Annotated in this window: 17 protein-coding genes and 1 pseudogene; 11 read left to right on the top strand and 7 right to left on the bottom strand. The window is 63.6% G+C overall.

What is annotated here, in order from left to right:
• Positions 1–103 precede the first annotated feature (103 nt).
• Positions 104–1,120: a polyprenyl synthetase family protein gene (locus AC0L18_RS09555; protein WP_077381375.1), complete on the top strand. Its 1,017-nt coding sequence runs from the start codon at positions 104–106 to the stop codon at positions 1,118–1,120.
• Between the two features lie 158 nt (positions 1,121–1,278).
• Here AC0L18_RS09555 and AC0L18_RS09550 read toward each other — a convergent pair whose 3' ends face one another.
• The gene (locus tag AC0L18_RS09550) at positions 1,279–2,379 is read right to left on the bottom strand and encodes a helix-turn-helix transcriptional regulator (protein WP_473491821.1); all 1,101 of its coding nucleotides are present in this window, start codon (positions 2,377–2,379) and stop codon (positions 1,279–1,281) included.
• A 331-nt stretch (positions 2,380–2,710) separates the two neighbouring features.
• Between AC0L18_RS09550 and AC0L18_RS09545 the strand changes: the two genes are divergently transcribed.
• Entirely contained in the window at positions 2,711–4,486 is a 1,776-nt protein-coding gene (locus AC0L18_RS09545) for a tetratricopeptide repeat protein (protein WP_473491856.1), read from the top strand.
• 54 nt (positions 4,487–4,540) lie between these two features.
• On the opposite strand, the gene AC0L18_RS09540 is transcribed toward AC0L18_RS09545, so the two are convergent.
• Positions 4,541–6,379: a patatin-like phospholipase family protein gene (locus tag AC0L18_RS09540; protein WP_473491819.1), complete on the bottom strand. Its 1,839-nt coding sequence runs from the start codon at positions 6,377–6,379 to the stop codon at positions 4,541–4,543.
• A gap of 293 nt (positions 6,380–6,672) precedes the next feature.
• Here AC0L18_RS09540 and AC0L18_RS09535 point away from each other — a divergent pair, with 293 nt between their 5' ends.
• A complete protein-coding gene (locus AC0L18_RS09535) occupies positions 6,673–7,716 on the top strand; it encodes a glycine--tRNA ligase subunit alpha (protein ID WP_473491817.1) in 1,044 nt (347 codons plus the stop codon).
• 432 nt (positions 7,717–8,148) lie between these two features.
• Positions 8,149–10,509, top strand: coding sequence for a glycine--tRNA ligase subunit beta (glyS, locus tag AC0L18_RS09530; RefSeq protein WP_473491815.1), 2,361 nt, complete (start codon positions 8,149–8,151; stop codon positions 10,507–10,509).
• A 34-nt stretch (positions 10,510–10,543) separates the two neighbouring features.
• On the opposite strand, the gene AC0L18_RS09525 is transcribed toward glyS, so the two are convergent.
• Positions 10,544–10,816, bottom strand: coding sequence for a hypothetical protein (locus AC0L18_RS09525; protein ID WP_473491813.1), 273 nt, complete (start codon positions 10,814–10,816; stop codon positions 10,544–10,546).
• 345 nt (positions 10,817–11,161) lie between these two features.
• Between AC0L18_RS09525 and AC0L18_RS09520 the strand changes: the two genes are divergently transcribed.
• The 3 genes from AC0L18_RS09520 to AC0L18_RS09510 all read left to right on the top strand — a co-directional run bounded on the left by AC0L18_RS09520 (position 11,162) and on the right by AC0L18_RS09510 (position 14,328).
• Positions 11,162–12,124, top strand: a complete 963-nt coding sequence (locus tag AC0L18_RS09520) for an L-threonylcarbamoyladenylate synthase (protein ID WP_473491812.1) — start codon at positions 11,162–11,164, stop codon at positions 12,122–12,124.
• Between the two features lie 19 nt (positions 12,125–12,143).
• Entirely contained in the window at positions 12,144–13,574 is a 1,431-nt protein-coding gene (locus AC0L18_RS09515) for an FAD-binding oxidoreductase (protein ID WP_473491811.1), read from the top strand.
• Positions 13,575–13,758: 184 nt separating this feature from the next.
• Entirely contained in the window at positions 13,759–14,328 is a 570-nt protein-coding gene (locus AC0L18_RS09510) for a DUF6101 family protein (protein ID WP_023799370.1), read from the top strand.
• Positions 14,329–14,575: 247 nt separating this feature from the next.
• Here the strand turns inward: AC0L18_RS09510 and ubiA are convergent, their stop codons facing one another.
• Positions 14,576–15,559, bottom strand: a complete 984-nt coding sequence (gene ubiA, locus AC0L18_RS09505; protein WP_473491810.1) for a 4-hydroxybenzoate octaprenyltransferase — start codon at positions 15,557–15,559, stop codon at positions 14,576–14,578.
• 162 nt (positions 15,560–15,721) lie between these two features.
• On the opposite strand from ubiA, the gene purD reads away from it, so the two are divergent.
• Complete coding sequence (gene purD / locus AC0L18_RS09500; protein WP_473491809.1) at positions 15,722–16,999, top strand: phosphoribosylamine--glycine ligase; 1,278 nt, start codon at positions 15,722–15,724, stop codon at positions 16,997–16,999.
• A gap of 54 nt (positions 17,000–17,053) precedes the next feature.
• Here the strand turns inward: purD and AC0L18_RS09495 are convergent, their stop codons facing one another.
• Positions 17,054–18,157, bottom strand: coding sequence for a glycoside hydrolase family 25 protein (locus tag AC0L18_RS09495; RefSeq protein WP_473491807.1), 1,104 nt, complete (start codon positions 18,155–18,157; stop codon positions 17,054–17,056).
• Positions 18,158–18,326: 169 nt separating this feature from the next.
• The gene (locus AC0L18_RS09490; RefSeq protein ID WP_128179850.1) at positions 18,327–18,557 is read right to left on the bottom strand and encodes a hypothetical protein; all 231 of its coding nucleotides are present in this window, start codon (positions 18,555–18,557) and stop codon (positions 18,327–18,329) included.
• 205 nt (positions 18,558–18,762) lie between these two features.
• On the opposite strand from AC0L18_RS09490, the gene AC0L18_RS09485 reads away from it, so the two are divergent.
• From AC0L18_RS09485 to AC0L18_RS09475, 3 genes and pseudogenes are all read left to right on the top strand, one after another.
• A complete protein-coding gene (locus tag AC0L18_RS09485) occupies positions 18,763–20,532 on the top strand; it encodes an acyl-CoA dehydrogenase (RefSeq protein WP_473491805.1) in 1,770 nt (589 codons plus the stop codon).
• A 53-nt stretch (positions 20,533–20,585) separates the two neighbouring features.
• Positions 20,586–21,338 (top strand): crotonase/enoyl-CoA hydratase family protein, encoded by a 753-nt coding sequence (locus AC0L18_RS09480; RefSeq protein ID WP_473491803.1) that lies wholly within the window; start codon positions 20,586–20,588, stop codon positions 21,336–21,338.
• 279 nt (positions 21,339–21,617) lie between these two features.
• Positions 21,618–21,903: pseudogene (locus tag AC0L18_RS09475) on the top strand (type II toxin-antitoxin system RelB/DinJ family antitoxin).
• 84 nt (positions 21,904–21,987) lie between these two features.
• Here AC0L18_RS09475 and pdxH read toward each other — a convergent pair.
• Positions 21,988–22,605 carry a pyridoxamine 5'-phosphate oxidase gene (pdxH, locus tag AC0L18_RS09470; protein WP_473491802.1) on the bottom strand — a complete coding sequence of 206 codons (618 nt, stop codon included), beginning with the start codon at positions 22,603–22,605 and terminating at the stop codon, positions 21,988–21,990.
• Between the last annotated feature and the right edge of the window lie 25 nt (positions 22,606–22,630).

Raw genomic sequence — 22,630 nt, 5'->3', positions numbered from 1 at the left:
CGACCGCGCCAAATCGCCTCTTGCCGTGCCTGTGGGTAGCGCCCTAGAGTCTGCGGCGGTATCGGGGTGCCGTCGTGCGCGTGACATAAGACGGGAGTTTGTCGTGGGTGTCGTTCTCAACATCGAAAACGGAAAGCGGGAAGCCGCCTCCATTAAGGATCTCATCGACCTGACTTCGGCCGATATGGGGCGCGTCAACAAATTGATCCTGTCGAAGGCGGGTTCCGACGTCGAGATGATCCCGGAGATTGCCAACCACCTGATCTCTTCGGGTGGCAAGCGGCTGAGGCCGATGCTGACGCTCGCCTCAGCGCAGATGTTCGGCTATTCCGGCGAGGGCCATGTCAAGCTCGCCACATCAGTCGAGTTCATGCACACCGCCACGCTCCTCCACGACGATGTCGTCGACGAGAGCGGCATGCGGCGCGGCAAGAAGACCGCCCGCATGATCTGGGGCAACCAGGCGAGCGTGCTGGTCGGCGATTTCCTGCTCGGCCAGGCTTTCCGCATGATGGTCGATGTCGGTTCGCTGGAAGCGCTCGACATCCTGTCCAGCGCCGCCTCGATCATTGCCGAGGGCGAGGTGATGCAGCTCGCCGCCGCCAAGAACCTCGAAACCACGGAGGATGAGCATTTCGCGGTGATCAAGGCCAAGACCGCTGCCCTGTTCTCGGCCGCCGCCGAGGTCGGTCCGGTCATCGCCCAGGCGACGCGAAACGATCGCGCGGCGCTGCGCTCCTATGGCATGAATCTCGGCCTTGCCTTCCAGCTGATCGATGATGCGCTGGATTATGGCGGCACCAGCAAGGATCTGGGCAAGAATGTCGGCGACGACTTTCGCGAAGGCAAGGTGACGCTGCCGGTGATCCTCGCCTACCGGCGCGGCACCAAGGCCGAACGCAGCTTCTGGAAGCGCGCCATCGAGGACAATGTCACCGATGACGCCGGGCTGGAAAAGGCGATCGGATTGATGACCCGCCACGGCGCTATCGCCGACACCATCGGGCGCGCCGGCCATTTCGGCGAGATCGCCCGCGACGCGCTGGCGCCGCTTGAAGCGACGCCGCAGAAATCGGCGCTGCTCGACGTCATCGATTTCTGCATCAGCCGGGTGAACTGAGAGACATCGCCGCCATTTGGCCGGCACGGTGCCGGCCCGTGATTTTGGTCTTCCCCGATGAACCATTGCGGCGGTGAAATCATGCACGTTCCGCAGCAGCATGGTTAGCAGCAGGGCAGGGCTCCGTGACGGTCAGCGCGCCCGGCAAACTGTCGAGGTCATGAAAATGACCACGCGCTCTTCAGCAGCGCCACGAGCTCGCTCTGACGGCTGGTTTCGGTTTTCCGGAAGATTCGCTCGAGATAGGTGCGGGCCGATTTGACGGCGATGCCAATTTCCATGGCCGCCTCCTGCACCGAATGGCCGGAGGCCAGCTCGACGGCGAGCCGGGCTTCCGCCGGCGTCAGGTCGAACAGGCCTGAAAGCACATTGGGCGACGGAACAGTGGCGCCGGTACTGACCGTGGTTGCGACAACCAATACGTCTGCACCCGAAAAAATATCGTGTGCGGCGCGGCGCAGCGGCAACAGCTGAATGACCAGCGCGGGCCGCCCTTTGATGGCCGCAACCGGGATGGACCGCACGACGCGGTTATCCCGGTTCTGCGCGATGGCCTGCTGGAAAAGCGCGTTTGCAGTTTGATCGGCAATCGCCATACCACCATGGGCTGTGGGAAGGAAGACGTCCGCCATGCCTTCGGAAAGCGGATTGGCCGTCAGCACACGGCCCGATCCACTCATGATTGCGGCCGGCAGCCCGATTTCCCGGAGAATGGATACCGCGCTCCTGGCCCGTTCCAGACCCAGGCGCCCGGCGACGAGGCCGGCCCGTGCGACGTGCGGACGCAGTCCGTTCAACAGATCGATTGCGGCCTGGTCATAACTCCCGTCCTTCAGCCAGCGCTGGAAGACAAAAAGGACAAGCTCGCCGCCAGGCATGGGGATGGCTGTGCAAAGATGCGGCCCGATGCCAAACGCGGTGGCACTTTTGCGAACGGGATCGCGCTCGATCTCCTCGCAGGTGATGAAATTATCGACCCGCACAAAGCTTGCTGGCTGCGCGGCGCACATGCGCTTCACGCTCTCGGAAAACCGCCAAGTATCCCGCTTCATGAATTCGTCGAGCAAGGGCTGGAGATGCGTTTCGGTGATGGCGCGGACCGGCGAATGATCGCTGACTACAAAGATCGCGCCGTTTGCCGAGCGGGAGATCGCGCCTGCCGCCGCCAATACCTCCGGCCACAGCTCGGTCGCGAACGCCGCTTCGTAGATTCGATCGACAATGGCGAAGGCCTGCTGGCCCTGCGGCATTTCCAGCATCGGCATCTTCCTGGGCGAAGCAACGGCATCCATCTGCACGGTTCCACGCGTCATTCCGCTGCGGAAACTATCGACGCACGCCGCTTACGGATCGCTTACGGCATCGCGGCGCCGATGCTGCAGCAGGACAGGCCGGCAGCGCGTCAGGCCGGCAAATCGCGGTCGACGGTCGCAATTTGGCGCCTTTCCGTGTTGTTTTTGATAGCATTACCCGATTGTGAATTCGGGCCGGGTTGAAGCCTCACCCCAAAAAGGCCATGCTTAACGTGGAAAAGATCGAGTCAACGGCGATCCCGCTGACGCGGGTATGGCTTCGACTGAAAGGGATATGATGCGGCAAGGATGTGCGCGCTGGCTGACAGGGCTGGCAATTGTGACGGGCATGGCGGTCTCCGGTCTGCCCGCCTATGCCAAAGAGACCACCGAGCCAGTCAATATCACGTCGTTCTCGGGGGCCTATCTTGCCGCGCGGGTCGCCGAAGGCGACAATGATCTCGACAGCGCCATCGCCTACTACAAGCAGGCGCTCGCCTTCGCTCCCGGTGACACCTCGTTGCAGCAAAGCCTGATGCTGTCGCTGATCGCGCAGGGGCGCTTCGAAGAATCCCTGGTCTATGCCGACAAGCTCAAGACGGTTCCCGACGTCGAGCGGTTCTCGCGCCTGGCGCTGGCCGTCGGCTCCTTTCAGCAGAAGGACTTTTCCAAGGCCGAATACTGGCTCAAGCTTTCGCTCGAATCCGATCTCGACCGGCTGATCTCCGGCGTCTTGACCGGCTGGGCCAAGCAGGGCGCCGGCGACCCCGGCGAGGCCATGGCCTCGATCGAAAAGCTGCAGGGCCCGGACTGGTTCGGCCTGTTCAAATCCTTCCATCGCGGGCTTATCGCCGATGCCTCGGGCCTGCCCGAAAAGGCGGATGCGATCTACGCCGCCACCTTGCAGGACACCGCGACCGGCGCCGCCGCGCCCGAAACCTGGATGCGCAACGCGCAGGCCTATGCCTCCTTCCTTGCCCGCAAGGGTGACAAGGACAAGGCGCTGTCCGTGCTCGATCAGGCCGAGGCATTTGCACCCGGCAAGGTCGAGATATCGGCGCTTCGCGACAGGATCACCAAGGGCGAGAAGATCGAACCCTTCGTTGCCGGCCCGTCCGACGGCGCCTCGGAAATTCTGCTCGATCTCGCCACCGCGCTCAATCGCGGCGGCGGTGAGCCGTTCGTCCGCCTCTATCTGCAATACGCCCTGGCACTGAGGCCCGACAGCGACGCGGCCCTCGTCCAACTCGCCGCCGTCTCCGAGCAGTTGAAGGACGGCGAGGGCGCCATCGCCTTCTATCGCCGCATCCCGGCCGGTTCGCCGCTGAAGACGCTGTCGGAACTGCAGCTCGGCCTCAACCTTGCAGATCTCGACCGCTATGACGAGGCCATCGCCCATCTGAAGGCCCTCGTCGAAGCGCGTCCCGACGACATGCGCGCTTATCAGGCGCTCGGTGGCGTCTATGCCTCGAAGGAGGATTTCCGCTCCGCGGCCGGTCTCTACGACAAGGCGGTGGCGATGCTGAAGGCCCCGACCCGCGCCGATTGGAACATTTTCTACCAGCGCGGCATCGCCTATGAGCGACTGAAGGAGTGGCCGAAGGCCGAGCCGAATTTCCGCAAGGCGCTGGAATTGTTCCCCGACCAGCCGCAGGTTCTGAACTATCTTGGCTATTCCTGGGTGGACATGAACACGAACCTCGAGGAAGGCCTTCAGATGATCCAGAAGGCCGTCGAGCTCAGGCCGAGCGACGGCTACATCGTCGATTCGCTGGGCTGGGCCTATTTCCGCCTTGGCCGATTCGACGATGCCGTGCGCGAATTGGAACGTGCCGTTTCGTTGAAGCCGGAAGATCCGGTGCTCAACGATCACCTTGGCGATGCCTATTGGCGCGTCGGCCGCAAATTGGAAGCCACCTTCCAGTGGAACCAGGCTCGCGACCTCAAGCCGGATCCCGGCGTGCTCGCCGCCTTGCAGCAGAAACTGCTGAAGGGCCTGTCGCCGATCGAATCCAACACGGCGCAGGAAACCCCGAAGGTCAAGCCCGAACCGACGACTGCGCCAAAGGGCTGAATACTTCTGAATTCGATTATACGGGCTCGTCGCCGCTGTCGCTAAGGGTCTGGACTATAAGCCATGATAATCGTGAGCCGTGCCGAGCACCGCTCGGAGCCCTGAGTCGTTCTGTTCCTCGATCCATCGGGTCGTACGGTCGTAGGCATCCGAAAACAACTCGGTATGCCGACTCCAATCCATGAAGCTGATCGTGTTGGAAACCTCCGGACAGATCAGGATATCCTCTTCGCCGACGGCAATGTCCTGCGGCCGGTGTGCCAGCATGCTCATGTCAATGACCTGAAGGATGCTGGGAACCCGAGGCAAGCGGGCACGACCGAAAGGGTTCAGCAAGGCCAATGCCAGTTCGGAAGCTCCGGGGATACGGTCATAGTCTATGTCGTATTTCTGCGGTGCACTCGACCCGAAGGTCACGATGACATTGGGTCCGGTCTTGAGCTCCTTCATCTGCTCCAGCGGCAAATTGTTCATGATAGCGCCGTCCACCAGCATATCGCCGTCATCCGTAAAGAACGGCGGCAGGACGCCCGGGATGGAGCCGGACGCCCGAACGGCGTGCCAGAGCTTTCCACGACGGTGGACATGGGGCTGACGGCTGCTCAGATTGGTCGAAAGCGCAAAGAACGGAAGCCAAAGATCCTCGATCAGAACGTCGCCGTATTCCAGCCGAAGGGCCCGATCAAACGCTTTGTGATCCAGAAGCGCGAAATGCGGCAAGGTGGGACGGCGAAACGCCCGGCTCTTGATAAATATGTTGTGGGTGCCTCGGTCGATCTGGTCGGCATCCAAGCCTCTTGCGAAGCCGGCCATCATCGCCGCGCCGGAACTTGTCCCGCCGAGATAGTCGAAGCAAGCGCCCGCCTCAACGAAAGCCTTGTAGACGCCCAAATGAGCGCTGCCGAGGGACCCACCCCCTGCCGCCACGAAGCCCAGTGCCTTGCCCGAAATGAATCGGACCAGGCGCTGGAAATCAGACGCGTCGTCCAGCGCAACATGATGATGCTGGTCAACATAGGGTCGCTCATCGAGCCATGCAGAGGTACCGGAGACCGCAGCCGAGCGGGTGTCGTGAATTAGGACAAGCCGACTGGTCGATGGCGGATGGACCGATAGCGTCAGTTCCTCAGATGGGTTCAGACGAGGCGAGCAGGATGCGTTGGCCAGCAACAAGACGGTATCGGCCTGACGAATGCAGACTTGGGTCCATTCATTAGGTTCCTCATCGGCAACATAAACGATGAATTGGGCTTCCGCCTCCAGTTCGTTCAACCAGTTAAGGATCGGCTGGTCGTCGATCGGAAAACCTGGGAACTTCGCTTGGATGTCAAGCCGGGAAACGAACCGAGCGCGCGTGGCCGCGCCGAACGCCTGCCGCAGGTGCTGGATGAACACCGGTGAGATGCGACTTCCGCCGGCTGCAATGATCGCAAGCGTTCGGATCTTGGCAGGTTCCTTGAGACGCGACGAACTGGGAGATTGGGTGGCAAACCGGCGCGCCAGAAATACCGTGACCGCCTCTCTCAGGCTCGGCAATGTCTCGGCCGCCTTCTCGAAATGATTGCGACCGATTTCAAGGACGATCGAATCGCGCGCTGCAAGGACAGTGGCCATGCGGGGTAGTCCCGCGAAGAAACCGATTTCACCGATGAGTTCACCCTGCGCGATCTCGGCGACCGATCCAGTCGAATCTCCTTTGTGTACCGTAAAGCGTCCAGACAGCACGATGAAAAACCTGTCCGACGCATCGCCTTCGCGAACCAGAACCTCACCGCGTCTCAGGACCCGACGGTCCGATTCGGCAGCTAAAGCCTCGAGCGCCAGCAACGACGCCCGATCGAACATCAATGTCGCCGACAATAAACTCGCTGCAAGAGAATCGACGGAGGACATCTGAGCCATCCCTTGGGGTTCCACGACTTTTGTCTCCTCGAGGGTGCTGGACGCCCCGCCGGATGATACCACACATGAGAGCCGCCGACGGCTGAGCGCGGGACTGATCGCTGGGCGCTCTCATCGCTAACTCCCAGGAAGGGCCACGATCAGGCCGCCACGTCCCTGCCGTTTCGCTGTATGTCACGCGTTAACTCACCCGATTGCCCTGGCTGCGGCCGGCCCCTTGCCTTGACGCTTGCCGGTGGGCGCTCTAGGGAGGGCCGCATCCCCGTCTTTCCCGTCGAGGCGCCGTGACAGTTGATATCCCAGCCCATATGCATCCCAGCCGCTCGTTCCAGGGGCTGATCCTGACTTTGCATAACTACTGGGCGGGCTATGGCTGCGTCGTTCTCCAGCCCTATGACATGGAAGTCGGTGCCGGCACGTTCCACCCGGCGACGACCTTGCGCGCGCTCGGGCCAAAGCGCTGGAACGCGGCCTATGTGCAGCCTTCGCGCCGGCCCAAGGACGGGCGCTACGGCGAGAACCCGAACCGGCTGCAGCACTATTACCAGTACCAGGTGATCCTGAAGCCGAACCCGCCCAACCTGCAGGAACTGTATCTCGGCTCGCTGGCGGCCATCGGTGTCGATCCGCTTCTGCATGACATCCGCTTCGTCGAGGACGACTGGGAAAGCCCGACGCTCGGCGCCTGGGGGCTGGGCTGGGAGTGCTGGTGCGACGGCATGGAAGTGTCGCAGTTCACCTATTTCCAGCAGGTCTGCGGCATCGAATGCGCGCCGGTGGCGGGCGAGCTCACCTACGGGCTGGAGCGGCTGGCCATGTATGTGCAGGGCGTCGACAATGTCTACGACCTCAACTTCAACGGCCGCGACGGCGCCGACAAGGTGACCTATGGCGAGGTCTTCCTGCAGGCCGAGCAGGAATATTCGCGGCACAATTTCGAATTCGCCAACACCGCGATGCTGCTTCGGCATTTCGAAGACGCCGAAGCCGAGTGCAAGGCGCTGCTCGATGCCGGCGCGCCCCTCTCCCCCCTCGAGGGGGAGATGCCCGCGGAGCGGGCAGAGGGGGTCGCCTCAGAAGGCACCGCAAGCAAGGTCCCAGCGACTCCTCCCGCGTCTGGCCACCCCCTCAAGGGGGAGGGGAACCACCGTCTGGTATTTCCCGCCTACGACCAGTGCATCAAGGCCAGCCACGTCTTCAACCTGCTCGACGCGCGCGGCGTGATTTCCGTCACCGAGCGACAGAGCTACATCTTGCGGGTGCGCAATCTGGCGAAAGCCTGCGGCGAGGCGTTTTTGCTGACGCAGGCAGGTGGACTGGCGGCTTAGCGGCGACTTACAAGTCGAACGTGCCGCCGGGTCCGATGCTCTAGCTCCAGAGGCTGTTTGCGATTTCGACTGAAGCGCTGATTGGCAATACGCCTTGACCGCTGGAACCAGCCATTGTCCGCAGCGCCTGTCTAACGCCAGGCATCGTGAACGTGCCATGAGCCTGCGCCGCAAAACAGGCGCTGAGCGCGAGGATCTGCAGGAATGTCGATGCCGTCTTCATAGTCGTTCAGCCAATAGTTCTCTGCCTGAGCGTTGGTCGCTTCAGCGCTGCGTTCGGTTCATGGAGATCTTTGACCCAAGGACGGATGGTCCCGCTCTGGCCCGACAGGCAGCGGCATATTTTTGGCAATCGTCCGTGGATGCGCCGATTGCATGGGACCAGCCGAGTTGCTATGCCGCCTGGACCATTTCGCCGCGTGAGCACAATTTATGCCCGACCTGCTTTTAGAACTCCGTTCGGAAGAGATCCCCGCGCGCATGCAGCGCAAGGCGGCGGGCGACCTGAAGAAGATGATGACGGACGGTTTGGTCGAGGCCGGGCTGACCTATGAGGCGGCGCGCGAATATTGGACGCCGCGCCGGCTGGCGCTCGACATTCGCGGCGTGACCGCGCGCTCGAAGGACATAAGCGAGGAGATCAAGGGACCCTCGACCAAGGCGCCCGAACAGGCGGTCCAGGGTTTTCTGCGCAAGGCCGGTCTTTCCTCGATCGCCGAGGCGCATGTCCACGCCGATCCGAAGAAGGGCGACTTCTATGTCGCCCATATCTCGAAGCCGGGCCGGGCGGCCGAGACGATAATCGGCGAACTGGTGCCGGGCATCATCCGCGACTTTCCATGGCCGAAATCCATGCGCTGGGGGCCGGCCTCGGCGAAACCGGGATCGTTGCGCTGGGTGCGGCCGCTGCAGTCCATCCTCTGCACCTTCGGCCCGGAGACCGAGGAGCCGGTGGTCGTCGATTTCGAGATCGACGGCATCCGCTCGGGCAACATCACCTACGGCCATCGTTTTCATGCGCCGGGCGCCATCGGCGTGCGCCGTTTTGACGACTATGCCGCCAAGCTGGAGGCGGCGAAGGTTGTGCTCGACGCCGACCGGCGCAAGCAGATCATCCTTGCCGACGCCAGGAATCTCGCTTTCGCCAACGGGCTCAACCTTGTCGAGGACGAGGGGCTGCTTGAGGAAGTGTCAGGCCTGGTCGAATGGCCGGTCGTGCTGATGGGCGAATTCGAGCAGGACTTTCTCGCCATTCCGGCCGAGGTGATCCGGCTGACGATCCGCGCCAACCAGAAGTGTTTTGTGACGCGGCCGCAGGGCGCCGGCGAGGAGCTTTCCAACCGCTTCGTCCTGACCGCCAACATCGAGGCCAGCGACGGCGGCAAGGAGATCGCCCACGGCAACGGCAAGGTGGTACGCGCCCGCCTTTCCGACGCGCTCTATTTCTGGAAAACCGACCAGGGCGATTTGCCCGACCTCGACCAGTTGCAGGCATCGGCGGAAAAGTTCGGGCTCGATCTCAAGAAGCCGCTCGACCAGCGCATGGCCCGCCTCGACCATCTCGGCGTCACCTTCCACGCCAAGCTCGGCACGCAGGGTGAGCGGGTGGAGCGGATCAAGAGGCTGGCTGGCGAGATCGCTGACACGTTGTCGAAGCAGCCGAATTTCTTCGATGGCAAGCTTCTGTCCGCCGACGATCTGGACGTCGAGCAGAAATATCTCCGCGAGCGCGCCGAGCGTGCTGCCGTCCTGGCCAAGGCCGACCTCACCACCGAGGTAGTCGGCGAGTTCCCGGAATTGCAGGGCGCCATGGGCAGCAAATATGCGCTGCTGCAGGGAGAGCATCCCTCGGTCGCCGCCGCCGTCGAGGAGCACTATAAGCCGCAGGGCCCGTCCGACCGCGTGCCGACCGATCCCGTATCTTTGGCCGTAGCGCTCGCCGACAAGCTCGACATGCTGGTCGGGTTCTGGGCGATTGACGAAAAACCGACCGGGTCAAAAGACCCCTATGCGCTTAGGAGGGCGGCGCTGGGAGTGATCAGGATTTTGGTCGAGAATCGTGTCCGGCTTGCGCTGACATCTCACTTCGACCGCGCTTACCAGATGGCGAACTATCTTGCATCCGGACGGCCCTTTAGCGCCGACCTCCTGTCCTTCTTCCACGACCGCCTAAAGGTCTATCTCCGCGACCAGGGCGCGCGGCATGATTTGATAGATGCGGTGTTGGCCGGTGGCGCTGCCCCCTCATCCGGCCCTTCGGGCCACCTTCTCCCCGCTGGGGAGAAGAGGCTGGCACCGGCGTTGGCTACCTCTTCTCCCCTCGGGGAGAAGGTGGCCGCAGCGCGGCCGGATGAGGGGGCTTCGCGGTCCAACGACGATCTCCTGCAAATCGTCCGCCGTGTCAAAGCCCTTGGCACCTTCCTCGACACCGAGGACGGCAAGAACCTGCTTGCCGGCACCAAGCGCGCGGCCAACATTCTGGCCGCCGAAGAGAAGAAGAAAACGACGATCGCCGAAAATGTTGAGCCGGCTCTATTCCGGGAAGATGCCGAGAAATCGCTGTTTGCCGCGGTGAACCAGGCCGAGATGGAAGCCGGCCAAGCGATTCACAACGAAGACTTTTCCGCCGCCATGCTGGCGCTTAGCGCGTTGCGTGAACCGGTTGATTCATTCTTCGAACGTGTTCTTGTGAATGATGAGGACCAGGCCGTGCGCGCCAACCGCCTGGCGTTGCTGGCGCGCATCCGGGCAGCGACCGACCAGGTCGCAGATTTCTCGAAGATCGCCGGCTGAGGCTTGGCAGTTCAGGCGAGCGTCCCGCGAACTTCTATCTGGCCTGGTCGATCTCGGGGATGGGCGTTGGTTGCGGCGCTGCGGGCTCGGGCGGGCTGTTCGTTGCCGTTGTTTTTTTGTCGGATTTCGTGGCCGCCGCAGGTGCTGCGGCAGCAGTTGCCGCAGCAGGTGCGGGGCTGGGCGCCGGCTTTGTGAAGGCGTCACCGACGATGCCGCCGCGAATGATCATCGGGCTTTGCGTGAAATCATGCTTGGGCTCGGGCTGGCTCGGGATCGCAGAAACTTTTTCATAGGTGACATCGGGCACTGGTTCGCCGAGCGCCACGATCGATGGCGTCGAGGAGTTGCCAGCCACCTTCGCCGGCTCAGGCGCACCGAGCCTGATGACGGACGGGGTCGAGGATGGTGCACCGGGAACAACGAAGGACGAAGCCTGTGCTGTGCCCGCCGCCAGAGTGAGGCCAAGCGCCCCCAAAATACGCACCCAGACCATAATAGTTCCCCTTGCCCAACAGGCCGGCACCATAGCGTCCGGGAATTGATGCGGGCTTGCCAGGAAAGCTGGCATTTTAGCGATTGGCAATTCGCTTCCGCCCGGACTTGCCCCGTGAACGTCACCGTATTACGCACCCACATCTGTGAGGTGATGAGAGTGGCTGAGATACTTGCCGCCGGCGAAGCGATGGAGCGGGCGCTGGCGCTGCTCGAAGGCGGCGATGTCGTCGCCATTCCGACCGAAACCGTCTACGGGCTGGCCGCCGATGCCACCAATGGCGTTGGCGTGGCGCGCATCTTCGAGGTCAAGGGCCGGCCGCGCTTCAATCCGCTGATCGCCCATGTCGCCGAGCTGGCGATGGCTGAGCGCATCGCGCTGTTCGATCCCGTGTCGAAAAGGCTGGCGCAGACATTCTGGCCGGGACCGCTGACGCTGGTGCTGCCGCAGCGGCCCGGCAACGGCATTCATCCGCTGGTCACCGCCGGGCTCGATACGGTCGCGCTGCGCATGCCGAAAGGCTTTGGCGGCCAGCTGATCGCCAGGCTCGGACGCCCGCTTGCAGCGCCCAGCGCCAATTCCTCAGGCAGGATCAGCGCAACGACGGCCGAGGCCGTGGCCGCCGATCTCGGTCCAAAAATCAAGCTGGTGGTCGATGGCGGCGCGACGTCGGTCGGGGTCGAATCGACAATCGTGAAGATAGAGGGCGGAAAGCTGCGGCTGCTGCGGCCGGGCGGCATTGCCGCCGAAGAGATCGAAGCGGCCGCCGGCATGAAGCTGCGGCGCGGCGCGGCGGGCATCGAGGCGCCGGGCATGCTCGCCTCGCATTACGCGCCGGGTGCTGCGGTGCGGGTCAACGCCGCAAAAGTCGCAAAGGGCGAAGCCTTGCTGGCGTTCGGCCCGCGCCGCGCCGAAGGCTGGCAAGGCGCCGCCGCCTTGCGCAACCTGTCAGCGACCGGCGACCTGCGCGAGGCCGCGGCCAACCTCTTTGCCCATATGCAGGATCTCGATCGCAGCGGCGCCAAGACAATCGCCGTCGAGCCGATCCCCTCCGACGGGCTGGGCGAGGCGATCAACGACCGGCTTTCGCGTGCCGCCGCCCCTCGTGACAAGATCGATTGAGCACCATAGTTTCCCATCCATGAACGACATCTCAAGGGATATCGACCCCGCCCTCATCGACCGCTTTGCGGCAATCGTCGGTGACAAATATGCGCTTCGCGACCAGCAGGATATCGCGCCTTACCTCACGGAGAGGCGCGGTCTGTGGCATGGCCGGACGGCGCTGGTGCTGAGGCCCGGCAGCGTCGACGAGGTCAGCCGCATAATGCAGCTGGCAACCGAGACGGGAACGCCGGTCGTGCCGCAAAGCGGCAACACCGGGCTGGTCGGCGCGCAGGTGCCGGACGCGTCCGGCCACGAGATCGTGCTGTCACTGTCGCGGCTGAACCGTATCCGCGAGATCGACGTCCTGTCCAACACGGTCACCGTCGAGGCTGGAGTCATCCTGCAGACGCTGCAGGAAGCGGCCGATGCCGCCGACCGGCTGTTTCCGCTGTCGCTTGCCGCGCAAGGCTCCTGCCAGATCGGCGGCAATCTCTCTTCCAATGCCGGCGGCACCGGCGTTCTCGCTTATGGCAATGCGCGCGAGCTGTGCCTCGGCGTCGAGGTGGTGCTGCCGACCGGTGAGGTGTTCGACGATCTGCGCAAGCTGAAGAAGGACAACACCGGTTACGATCTAAAAAACCTGTTCATCGGTGCGGAAGGCACGCTCGGCGTCATCACCGCCGCCGTGCTCAAGCTTTTCCCAAAGCCCAAGGGGCGCGAGGTGGCCTTTGCCGGCCTATCGTCACCTGAGGCGGCACTGTCCCTGTTCAGCCTGGCGATGGATCGCGCCGGTGCCGCACTCACTGCTTTCGAGCTGATCGGCCAGAGGCCCTACGATTTTACGCTGCTGCACGCGCCAGGCGTCGTGCGGCCGCTGTCCGGGGATTGGCCATGGTATGTGCTGATGCAGATCTCTTCCGGTCGCTCGGCTGAGGACGCGAAGGCCCTCATCGAGGAGGTGCTCTCAGCCGGCCTCGGGCAGGAGATCGTCGGCGATGCCGTGATTGCGGCGAGCATCGCGCAGGGCGATGCCTTCTGGAATTTCCGCGAGCTGCTGCCCGAGGCGCAGAAGCCCGAAGGCGCCTCGATCAAGCACGACATTTCTGTGCCGGTGGCGGCCATCCCGCAGTTCATCGAAAAGGCAGCCGGCGCCGTTCAGTCGGTCAGCCCCGGTGCGCGCGAGGTGTGTTTCGGCCACATGGGCGACGGCAATCTGCATTACAACATCTCCCGGCCGGTCGGCGGCGATGACGAAGCGTTTCTCCGGCTCTATCACGCCATGAACAAGGCCGTGCACGATGTCGTGCGCAGCCTTCACGGCTCGATCTCGGCCGAGCACGGCATCGGCCAGCTGAAGCGGGATGAATTGATCGCGACAGCGCCGCCGATGGCGATCGAACTGATGCGCAGGGTGAAGACGGCCTTCGACCCGGCCGGCATCATGAATCCCGGTAAGGTTATCTGATCCTTTCGCCGTCTTGTGAATGGTTGCATTCCGATAACCATCGCCTCGAGATCAGCAAAATTTAACCGACTTTCTTAAGCGCTGCGATAAGAAGCCCGCGCTAATGTTTCCCCACAACGAGGCTGGAAAAACCGGCCCGGAGAACCGGAAGACCGGCTCTCAGGAGAGACAGGAAAGGCACGATATGAACACTGGACTGAAGCCAGTCTGGGCTGGGCGCAATATGCGCCTCGACCCACTCCGCCTGCCGCAGGTGGTGAGCTACGCGACGCGCGACGACTATGGCGACGTTACCTTCACCATCGACCATCGTGGCGCCGTCATTCGCCGCGTGCTGGAGATGAGCGGCCTGCCGGCGTTCATCGCTCTGCCCGCCAATGCGTTTCGTGGCGTGGCAGCCCGCGCAATGGAGGACCCGGACGGCAATGTCACGGTGACGCTGGAACTTCTGCACAATGATCCGATGCTTTCGGTGCCGCTGCTGGTGGCCGACGATCTCGAGGATGTCGCCGCCGACTGGCGCGCCTGGGCCGATGCCTACCGTCTGCCGATGCTTCTGATCGAATCCGACGGCATCGCCCGCACCCTGGAGGAATCGCTTGGCGTCGCCATCAAGACATTACCCGCGCAGGACCGTCGCAGGGGTCGGCTTTCGACCATGCGTCGTCCGCGCTTCCTCGCCCGCCGCAGGGCCGGCGCCCTCGGCCTCAGGCTGGTGATCGGCGGCCAGGAAATTATTTCGCGCGACGAATAGAGCGAGCGCTTTCCCTTCTCCCACAAGGGGGCCCACAGGGGAGAAGGTGGCCGCCCATGAGTCTTGCCTCCGGCAAGCCCGAGGACAGGCTCCGCGGCCGGATGAGGGGTGTTCCAGGAAACGCGAACGCCTCATTTGTTCCAACACCCTCCAACCGTCTCGGCGCTACGCGCCGATCCACCGCCCGGGGCGAGTCACGGGCCTCGCCCGCCCTTCGGGCCCCACAAGGGGAGAAGGAAAAAAGCCGCTACACCAGCGGCTTCAGCGCCACCCACAACGCACCGCCGATCAGGCCGAGGAAGACCAGCCAGCCGACCTGGTTGTTCGACCTGAACAGAAGCATGCACTGGTCGGGATCGTCGATGTCGAGCACGGTGATCTGCCGCGCCATATGGGCGCCGGCCGCGACCAGCCCGGCCAGCGCCGGCACCGGCGCCTGCGCCGCCGCGAAGGCGATGGCGAAGCAGACCAGCGCTCCGCCATAAAACCCGACGAGCCAGGTCTTGGTGTTGTCGCCGAACAGGCGTGCGGTCGAGCGCGCGCCGACGATGGCGTCGTCTTCCTTGTCCTGATGCGCATAGATCGTGTCGTAGCCGATCACCCACAGGATCGAGCCGATATAGAGCATGACGGCCGGGCCATCGAGATCGCCGAACTCGACCGCCCATCCCATCAGAGCACCCCAGGAAAAGGCAAGGCCGAGAACCAGTTGCGGCCAATTGGTAAATCGCTTCATGAACGGGTAGATGGCGACGACGGCGAGCGAGCAGATGCCGAGCAGGACGGCAAAGCTGTTGAACTGCAGAAGCACGGCGAGTCCAATCAGTGCCTGGATCAAGAGAAACGCCCAGGCCTGCCGGCGCGTGACCTTTCCCGCCGGCAGCGGCCGCGAGCGCGTGCGTTCCACCTGGTTGTCGATGTCCTGGTCGACCAGGTCGTTGTAGGTGCAGCCGGCGCCGCGCATGGCGACGGCCCCGATCAGGAACAGCACGAGATACCATGGCGCCGGCAGCAGCGAGAGCAGGGGATCAGTAGGGCGTGGATAGGCACTCGCGGCAAGGGCTGCCGACCACCAGCATGGCCACAGCAGCAACTGCCAGCCGATCGGCCGGTCCCACCGGGCAAGCTGCGCATAGGGCCATGTCAGGCGTGGCAGGATGCGGTAGACCCAGTGGCCGCTCGGCGCATCGGCGACGCGGCCCTGGGCTGCTTTCGACTGGATGGGTTCCATTGTGCTGAAGTGGCAGCAGCGGCGAACGCCGTCAAGCGTCAAGCGGGCCGAACCATTCCACGTTCCCGTGTGGAATTGCGCTCAAAGTCTTCCAAATGTCTTGACCCATCGTACGGGGCGCAATAGCGCAGTTCTGATCGTGGAATGGCAAGGGACCTGGGCATGCGCGTATTGTTGATCGGCTCCGGCGGCCGCGAACATGCTTTGGCCTGGAAGATCGCGGCCTCGCCGCTGCTGACCAAGCTCTACGCGGCGCCCGGCAACCCCGGCATCGGCCGCGAAGCCGAACTGGTGACGCTCGACATTGCCGATCATGCGGCGGTGGCCCGGTTCTGCACGGAGGAAAAGATCGACCTCGTCGTGGTCGGGCCGGAAGGGCCGCTGGTCGCCGGCATTGCCGACGACCTCCGCGCTGAAAACATTCGCGTCTTCGGCCCGTCCAGGGCGGCGGCGCGGCTGGAAGGTTCTAAGGGTTTCACCAAGGATCTCTGTGCGAAATACGACATCCCGACCGCCGCATATGGCCGCTTCGGCGATCTGGCGTCGGCCAGGGCCCATGTCGAAAAGACGGGCGCGCCGATCGTCATCAAGGCCGACGGCCTCGCCGCCGGCAAGGGCGTTACCGTCGCCATGAATTTGGCCGAGGCGCTGGCAGCGCTCGATGCCTGTTTCGACGGGTCCTTCGGACAGGCCGGCGCGGAGGTGGTCGTCGAGGAGTTTCTCACCGGCGAGGAGGCGAGCTTCTTTTGCCTGTGCGACGGCGTCACCGCGCTGCCATTCGGCACCGCGCAGGACCACAAGCGCCTCGGTGACGGCGACGTCGGTCCGAACACCGGCGGCATGGGGGCCTATTCGCCGGCCCCGGTGATGACCCCGGAGATGATCGACCGCACCATGCGCGAGATCATCGAGCCGACCATGCGCGGCATGGCCGAGCTTGGCGCGCCGTTTTCCGGCGTGCTGTTTGCCGGGCTGATGATATCAGGCGATGGGCCGAAGCTGATCGAATACAACACCCGTTTCGGCGATCCGGAATGCCAGGTGCTGATGATGCGGCTGAAGGACGATCTCCTGGTCCTGCTCAACGCTGCCGCCGACGGCCAGCTTGCACATACCTCAGTGCGCTGGCGCAACGAGGCGGCGCTCACCGTCGTGATGGCGGCAAGGGGTTACCCCGGCACGCCGGAAAAGGGCTCGGTCATCCGCGGCGTCGAACAGGCCGCGGGCGAAGGCGTCGAGATCTTTCATGCCGGCACCGCCATCGACAGCGGCGCGCTGGTCGCCAATGGCGGCCGTGTGCTCGGTGTCACGGCGACCGGCGGCACGGTCGGCGAGGCGCAGCGACGAGTCTACGCGGCGCTCGATCGGATCGATTGGCCGCAAGGTTTTTGCCGCCGCGACATCGGCTGGCAGGCCGTGGCCCGCGAGCAGGCGCGCTGACGTACAAGATTTAGCGGGGGCAAGATTAGCGGGGGCAAGATCAGCGAGGCAAGATTAACGGGGGCGACGATCCAACTCGGTCGACGCAGTGCTGACCGGATCGGTGGGCGCGGCTTCAACGGCCGATGCGGAGGGCTTTTCCTTTCGCAGCCACCCCAGATAGTCGGCGATCCGGCGCGGAAGACGCAGCGCTGTCCCTACGGCAGGCATTTGCAAGCTGCCGCGGAACTTGGCCCAGCCCGCGCTGAACATGGCGACCATTTCGGTGAAGCTCGGCGGCGGCGCCACGGTCGCATAGGTAAGGGTGACATTGCCGGCAAGGCCGGCCGCCCGCGAGAGAGGCAGCGGTATCCAGGCGAGGTAATCCGGCTGCGCGTCGATCAGGCCGCCGAACGGCCATTGCGCGCGCAGGGCGGCGGCATCCATCGGTGCGACATTGACATCGATGTCGTTCGGCGTGCCAGCCACCCGATAGGGGCAGCGGAACCGGCCGCAATTGGCTTTTGCCGAAAACTGCCAGAGTGCGTAGCCTTGCCAGTTGCCCATCGGAAAATGCACGCCGATGTCGGGCTTGTAGCGCGCATACCAGAGCGGCAGCCGCGACAGCAGCCGGTATTTGTACCTGTTGTCGGCGATGTGCTTGGCGGTCTTGCCGTTGGTGTAGAGCACCGGAAAACGGCCAATCCGCCGATGCACATGTCGCACGAACTCCTCTGCATCCTCGAGCGACATCCATTTCGTCGGGTCGTCATCCTCGATGTCGAGGGCGAGCAGGTCGTCCGGACCAGGTCTCGCGAAATTGATGAAATTGTTGGCCTGTCCGACGGGGTTGCCCGGGCGGGCGAGATGGTAAGCACCCCATTTCAGGCCGAGCGCCTTGGCCACCACCTTGCGCGTCTGGAACAGTTCCTGTGCCACCGCATGGCGCTTCCACAGCGCCTTGCAGAGCCGCGTCGCGGTCTCGTCGCCGAAACAGAAATACGCTGGTGGCATCCCGTCGGAGGCCTTGTTGATGAAGCCGACGATGCGCTTGTCGGTGGCAAGCTCGGCCCAATCGATGGGATTGTATTCGTAGGCGTCGATCACCAGCGCCCGGTCGGTCTTCTTCCAGGGCGCGGAGAAGTCCGAGGCTTGTGCCGGCGCCAACGCCATTGCCATCACGGTCGCGACGGCGAGGAGTCCTAGGCGGCGAAGAGGGTGTGCCGGCGGCTTCAAACAGCAGATCCTTGCTGGCCAAAGCCTGATCCTGAACCGCCATGGTTAAGGAAATACTTTCGGCGGTTCGCGGCGACCGCCGCAATCGTGCCGGGGATGGCTTTGCTGGTCATCAACGGAGGGCGAGCGGGTGGAACGGGTCGGGCGCCGGCGCTTGCGGCAGCGTCCCCTCAGCCTGGCGCTTGCGGTGATGGGCCAGCGAGCATTGCGGCGAACACAGGATGCCGCGATCCGACCAATAGGCGGCGCCGTCCTCGATCTTGCCCCGATGGTGCCAAAAACCTGCCGCTCGATAGGGCAGGCCGCACTCGATGCAGCGATAAGCGTCAGGTCTGGCGAGCACGGGCGGTCCGATCCGGTATTCTTGAGCTGTCGCCGGTCGAGTTGTCCGGCTTTTTGCCGATTTTAGCGTGAACAGTTCCAATTGCAAAATCTGCGTGACAAAATTTGACGTTTACGTAAAAAGAAGGCGGGGAGGCGACCCAAAAGCGAATGGTTTTGTGTCGGCACGGATATTAAGTTTCCCTGCCGGACGGAGGAGGAGCGGCATGTACCGGGCACCAGTCGAGGAAATCGCCTTCACGCTAAAGCATGTGGCGGGCCTGAAGCCGGCGCTTGACGCCGGCACCTTTGGCGACCTTGGCGAAGATCTCGTCGACGCCATTCTGGTGGAAGCCGGCCGCTTTGCCAGCGAAGAGGTCGCGCCGCTCTACAAGATCGGCGATGAACAAGGCGCGGTGCTGAGCGGCGCTGCCGTCACCATGCCGCCCGGCTGGAAGGAACTTTATCACCGCTGGATCGACGGCGGCTGGAACGCGCTGTCCGCGCCGGAGGAATTCGGCGGCCAGGCGCTGCCTACCATGCTGGGCGTCGCCGCGCTCGAAATGTGGAACTCCGCCGCCATGGCCTTCGGTATTGGCCCGACGCTGACCATGGGCGCGGTCGAAGCGCTCGACAAGCATGCTTCACCGGCGCTGAAGGCCAAATACCTGGAAAAGCTCGTCTCGGGCGAATGGACGGGCACGATGAACCTGACCGAGCCGCAGGCGGGCTCGGATCTGAATGCCTTGCGCGCCCGCGCCGAGCCGGCCGGCGACGGCACCTACCGCATCTTCGGCCAGAAGATTTTCATCACCTATGGCGAGCACGATCTTACCGACAACATCGTCCATCTCGTGCTGGCGCGGCTGCCGGACGCGCCGGCCGGCACGCGCGGCCTTTCGCTGTTCCTGGTGCCGAAATTCCTGATCGGCGACGATGGCGCGCTTGGCGCACGCAACGACGTCTTCTGCTCCGGGCTGGAGCACAAACTGGGCATCCACGCCTCGCCGACCTGCACCATGATCTATGGCGACGGTTTCGAAGGGACCGCCCCCGGCGCGATCGGCTGGCTGATCGGCGAGGAAAACAAGGGCCTCGCCTGCATGTTCACCATGATGAACAATGCGCGGCTCGCCGTCGGGATGCAGGGTGTTGCGGTCGCCGAAACGGCCACGCAGAAGGCGCTCGCCTACGCCAATGACCGCCGGCAAGGCAAAGCCGCGAGCTATGATGGCAGCGGCATGGCGCCGATCGTCCATCACCCCGACGTGCAGCGCAATCTTCTGACCATGAAGGCGCTGACCCAGATTGCGCGCGCCATCAGCTATTGCTGCGCGCACGCCATCGACCATGCGCGCGTATCCGTCGGCGATGAAGCCGTCCATTGGCAGGAGCGCGCCAATCTGCTGACGCCGCTGGCCAAGGCCTTTTCCACCGATGTCGGCGTCGAGGTCGCCTCGCTCGGGCTGCAGGTTCATGGCGGCATGGGATACATCGAGGAGACCGGTTCGGCAGCACTTTATCGCGACGCGCGCATCGCGCCGATCTACGAAGGCACCAATGGCATCCAGGCGATAGACCTGGTGGCGCGCAAGCTGCCGCTTGGCGGCGGCGAGCATGTGCATGGCTACATCGCCGAACTGAAAGCCGTCGCCAATCAAGCGCGGACCTCGAACCTTCAAGGTTTTGGCCGCACCGCCGATGGCCTCGACCAGGCGCTCGATGATCTCAGCCAGGCGACGCGCTTCCTGCAGGGGCTGCTCGCCGACGGCCGCTCGGACGCGGCGCTGGCCGGCGCGACGCCGTATCTGCGGCTGATCTCGCTGGCGGCGGGCGGCGCCTATCTGGCGCGCGGCGCGCTTGCCGATCAAAGCCGCATCGCCGTTTGCCGTTTTTACGCCGAAAACCTGCTTGGCGAGGCGGGCGCGCTGAAGGAGCGTGTCATCGGCGGCGCCGACAGCCTTGCCACTGCCGGCCAGACACTGATTTCTGCCTGACAGCCACCAGGTTGACGTTTCACAAAAGCCCGGCGTTTCACAAAGGATCACCCGTGACAGACCACATCCTCGTCGAGCGCCAGGGCGCCATCCAGATCATCCGCATCAACCGTCCGGACAAGAAGAACGCCTTGACGCGGGCCATGTATGCAACAATGTCCAAAGCCCTTGCCGAGGGCGACGCCGATCCGGCGATCCGCGTCCATGTCTTCCTCGGTGTTCCAGGCGCCTTCTCGTCCGGCAATGACCTTGCCGATTTCATGGTCGTCGCCACCGGCGGCGAGGGCGGCACCGAAGTCTGGGATTTCCTGATGGCGCTTGCCAGGACGGAAAAGCCGATGATCTCCGGCGTCGACGGCATCGCGGTCGGCATCGGCACCACGCTCAACCTGCACTGCGACCTGACCTTCGCCACGCCGCGCACACTATTCCGCACGCCCTTCGTCGATCTCGGACTGGTCCCCGAGGCCGGGTCGAGCCTGCTTGCGCCGCAGATTCTCGGCCGGCAAGGCGCCTTCGCGCTGCTTGGCCTCGGCGAAGGCTTTTCGGCCGAGCGGGCGAAAGCCGCCGGACTGATCTACGCAGTGGTCGAGGAGAACGAACTCGAAGCCGCCGTGCTTGCCGCTGCCGGGCAGGTTGCGGCCAAGCCGCCGCAGGCGCTGAAGATCGCGCGTGACTTGATGCGCGCCTCGCGTGAAGACCTCGTTGCCCGCATCGGCCAGGAAAGCGAGCATTTTCGCGAGCGGCTCAAATCCGACGAGGCCCGCGCTGCCTTGATGGCCTTCATGACCAGGAAGAAGGGATAGCTGGACTATTAGTTCCCACCACGTCTTCGTCATCCCAGGGTCTGCGCCGCGTCGCTTCGCTCCTAGCTTTGCCCTGGGATGACGAAGGGAGGGATGTTTCAGCCAATCCTAGAGGTTTGCGATTGCCACTGAAATTGGCTGAGAGGAATTGTCGACGGTCGCTGCCGATCGGCGCAACCTGTCAAAACCACTGTGCAGAGGACCTAGACGCGCCGACCAAGAGCCTGGAATGTGTCATGCAAATGCATCACATTGTCTGCTAGAGAGAAGGAGACTGCCATGCCGTCTCACGCACTGGTCCAGACCCGAATTGACGCTGAGGTGAAGGAACGCGCCACGGCGGTTCTGGAAAACATGGGGCTCACGGTTCCGGTGCCGTCCGTATCTTGTTGACGCGCACCGCCAATGAGGGCGCCTTGCCGCTCGAACTTGTCAGCAACAGTGACGCAAAGTTCAGCAGGCGCTCGAGGATACGCGGCCGGACGTTGAAGACGCCGACGCCGAAATCCATTTTGCTGGACGGCGGGCGGCAGCGCTTCGCAAGGCGGAGGCAGGAGAGTCTTGAGGCTGGTCTGGGCGCGGTTTACCAAGGTGGTTCGGCAAGGATTGCCCAGGCCCCCTTGGTGAAGCCGCTTGATGGACCACCCGCTCAGGGATAAAGCCTTGTCTTGTCCCAGCCGCCCTCAGCGTTGCGCGAGAAGACAATGCGATCGTGCAGCCGGAAAGGCCGGTCGTGCCAGAACTCGATGGTCTGCGGCACGATGCGGAAACCCGACCAGTGTTTCGGCCGTGGGATCTCGCCGATCGCATGGCGCGCCGTGTATTCGGCAACGGCTTTTTCCAGTGCGAAACGGCTCTCCATCGGCCGCGACTGTTTCGACGCCCATGCCCCGATGCGGCTGCCGCGCGGACGCGTCGCGTAATACGCGTCCGCTTCCACATCGGTAACGATCTCCACCGGCCCCCGCGCACGCACCTGCCGGCGCAGCGATTTCCAGTGAAAGCACATCGCCGCCTTCATGCTGCCAAGAATCTCGCGGCCCTTGGCGCTCTCGAAATTCGTGTAGAACACAAATCCGCTTTCATCGAACCCCTTGAGCAGCACCATCCGCACGTTCGGCATGCCCTCGGCGTCGACGGTCGCCAGCGCCACGCTGTTGGGATCGTTGATCTCGCTCTTCGTCGCGTCGTCAAGCCATGCGGCAAACAGGCGGAATGGCTCGGCAGCCTCGGCAAAGTCACCGCTTGTTAACTCAGTTTCGCTCATAGTTTTCCAAATTCTATTGCCGGCC

Source organism: Mesorhizobium sp. WSM4819 (assembly GCF_055811215.1).
The sequence above is the reverse complement of the archived record's forward strand: the minus strand, read 5'-3'. Positions and strand labels throughout refer to the sequence as shown.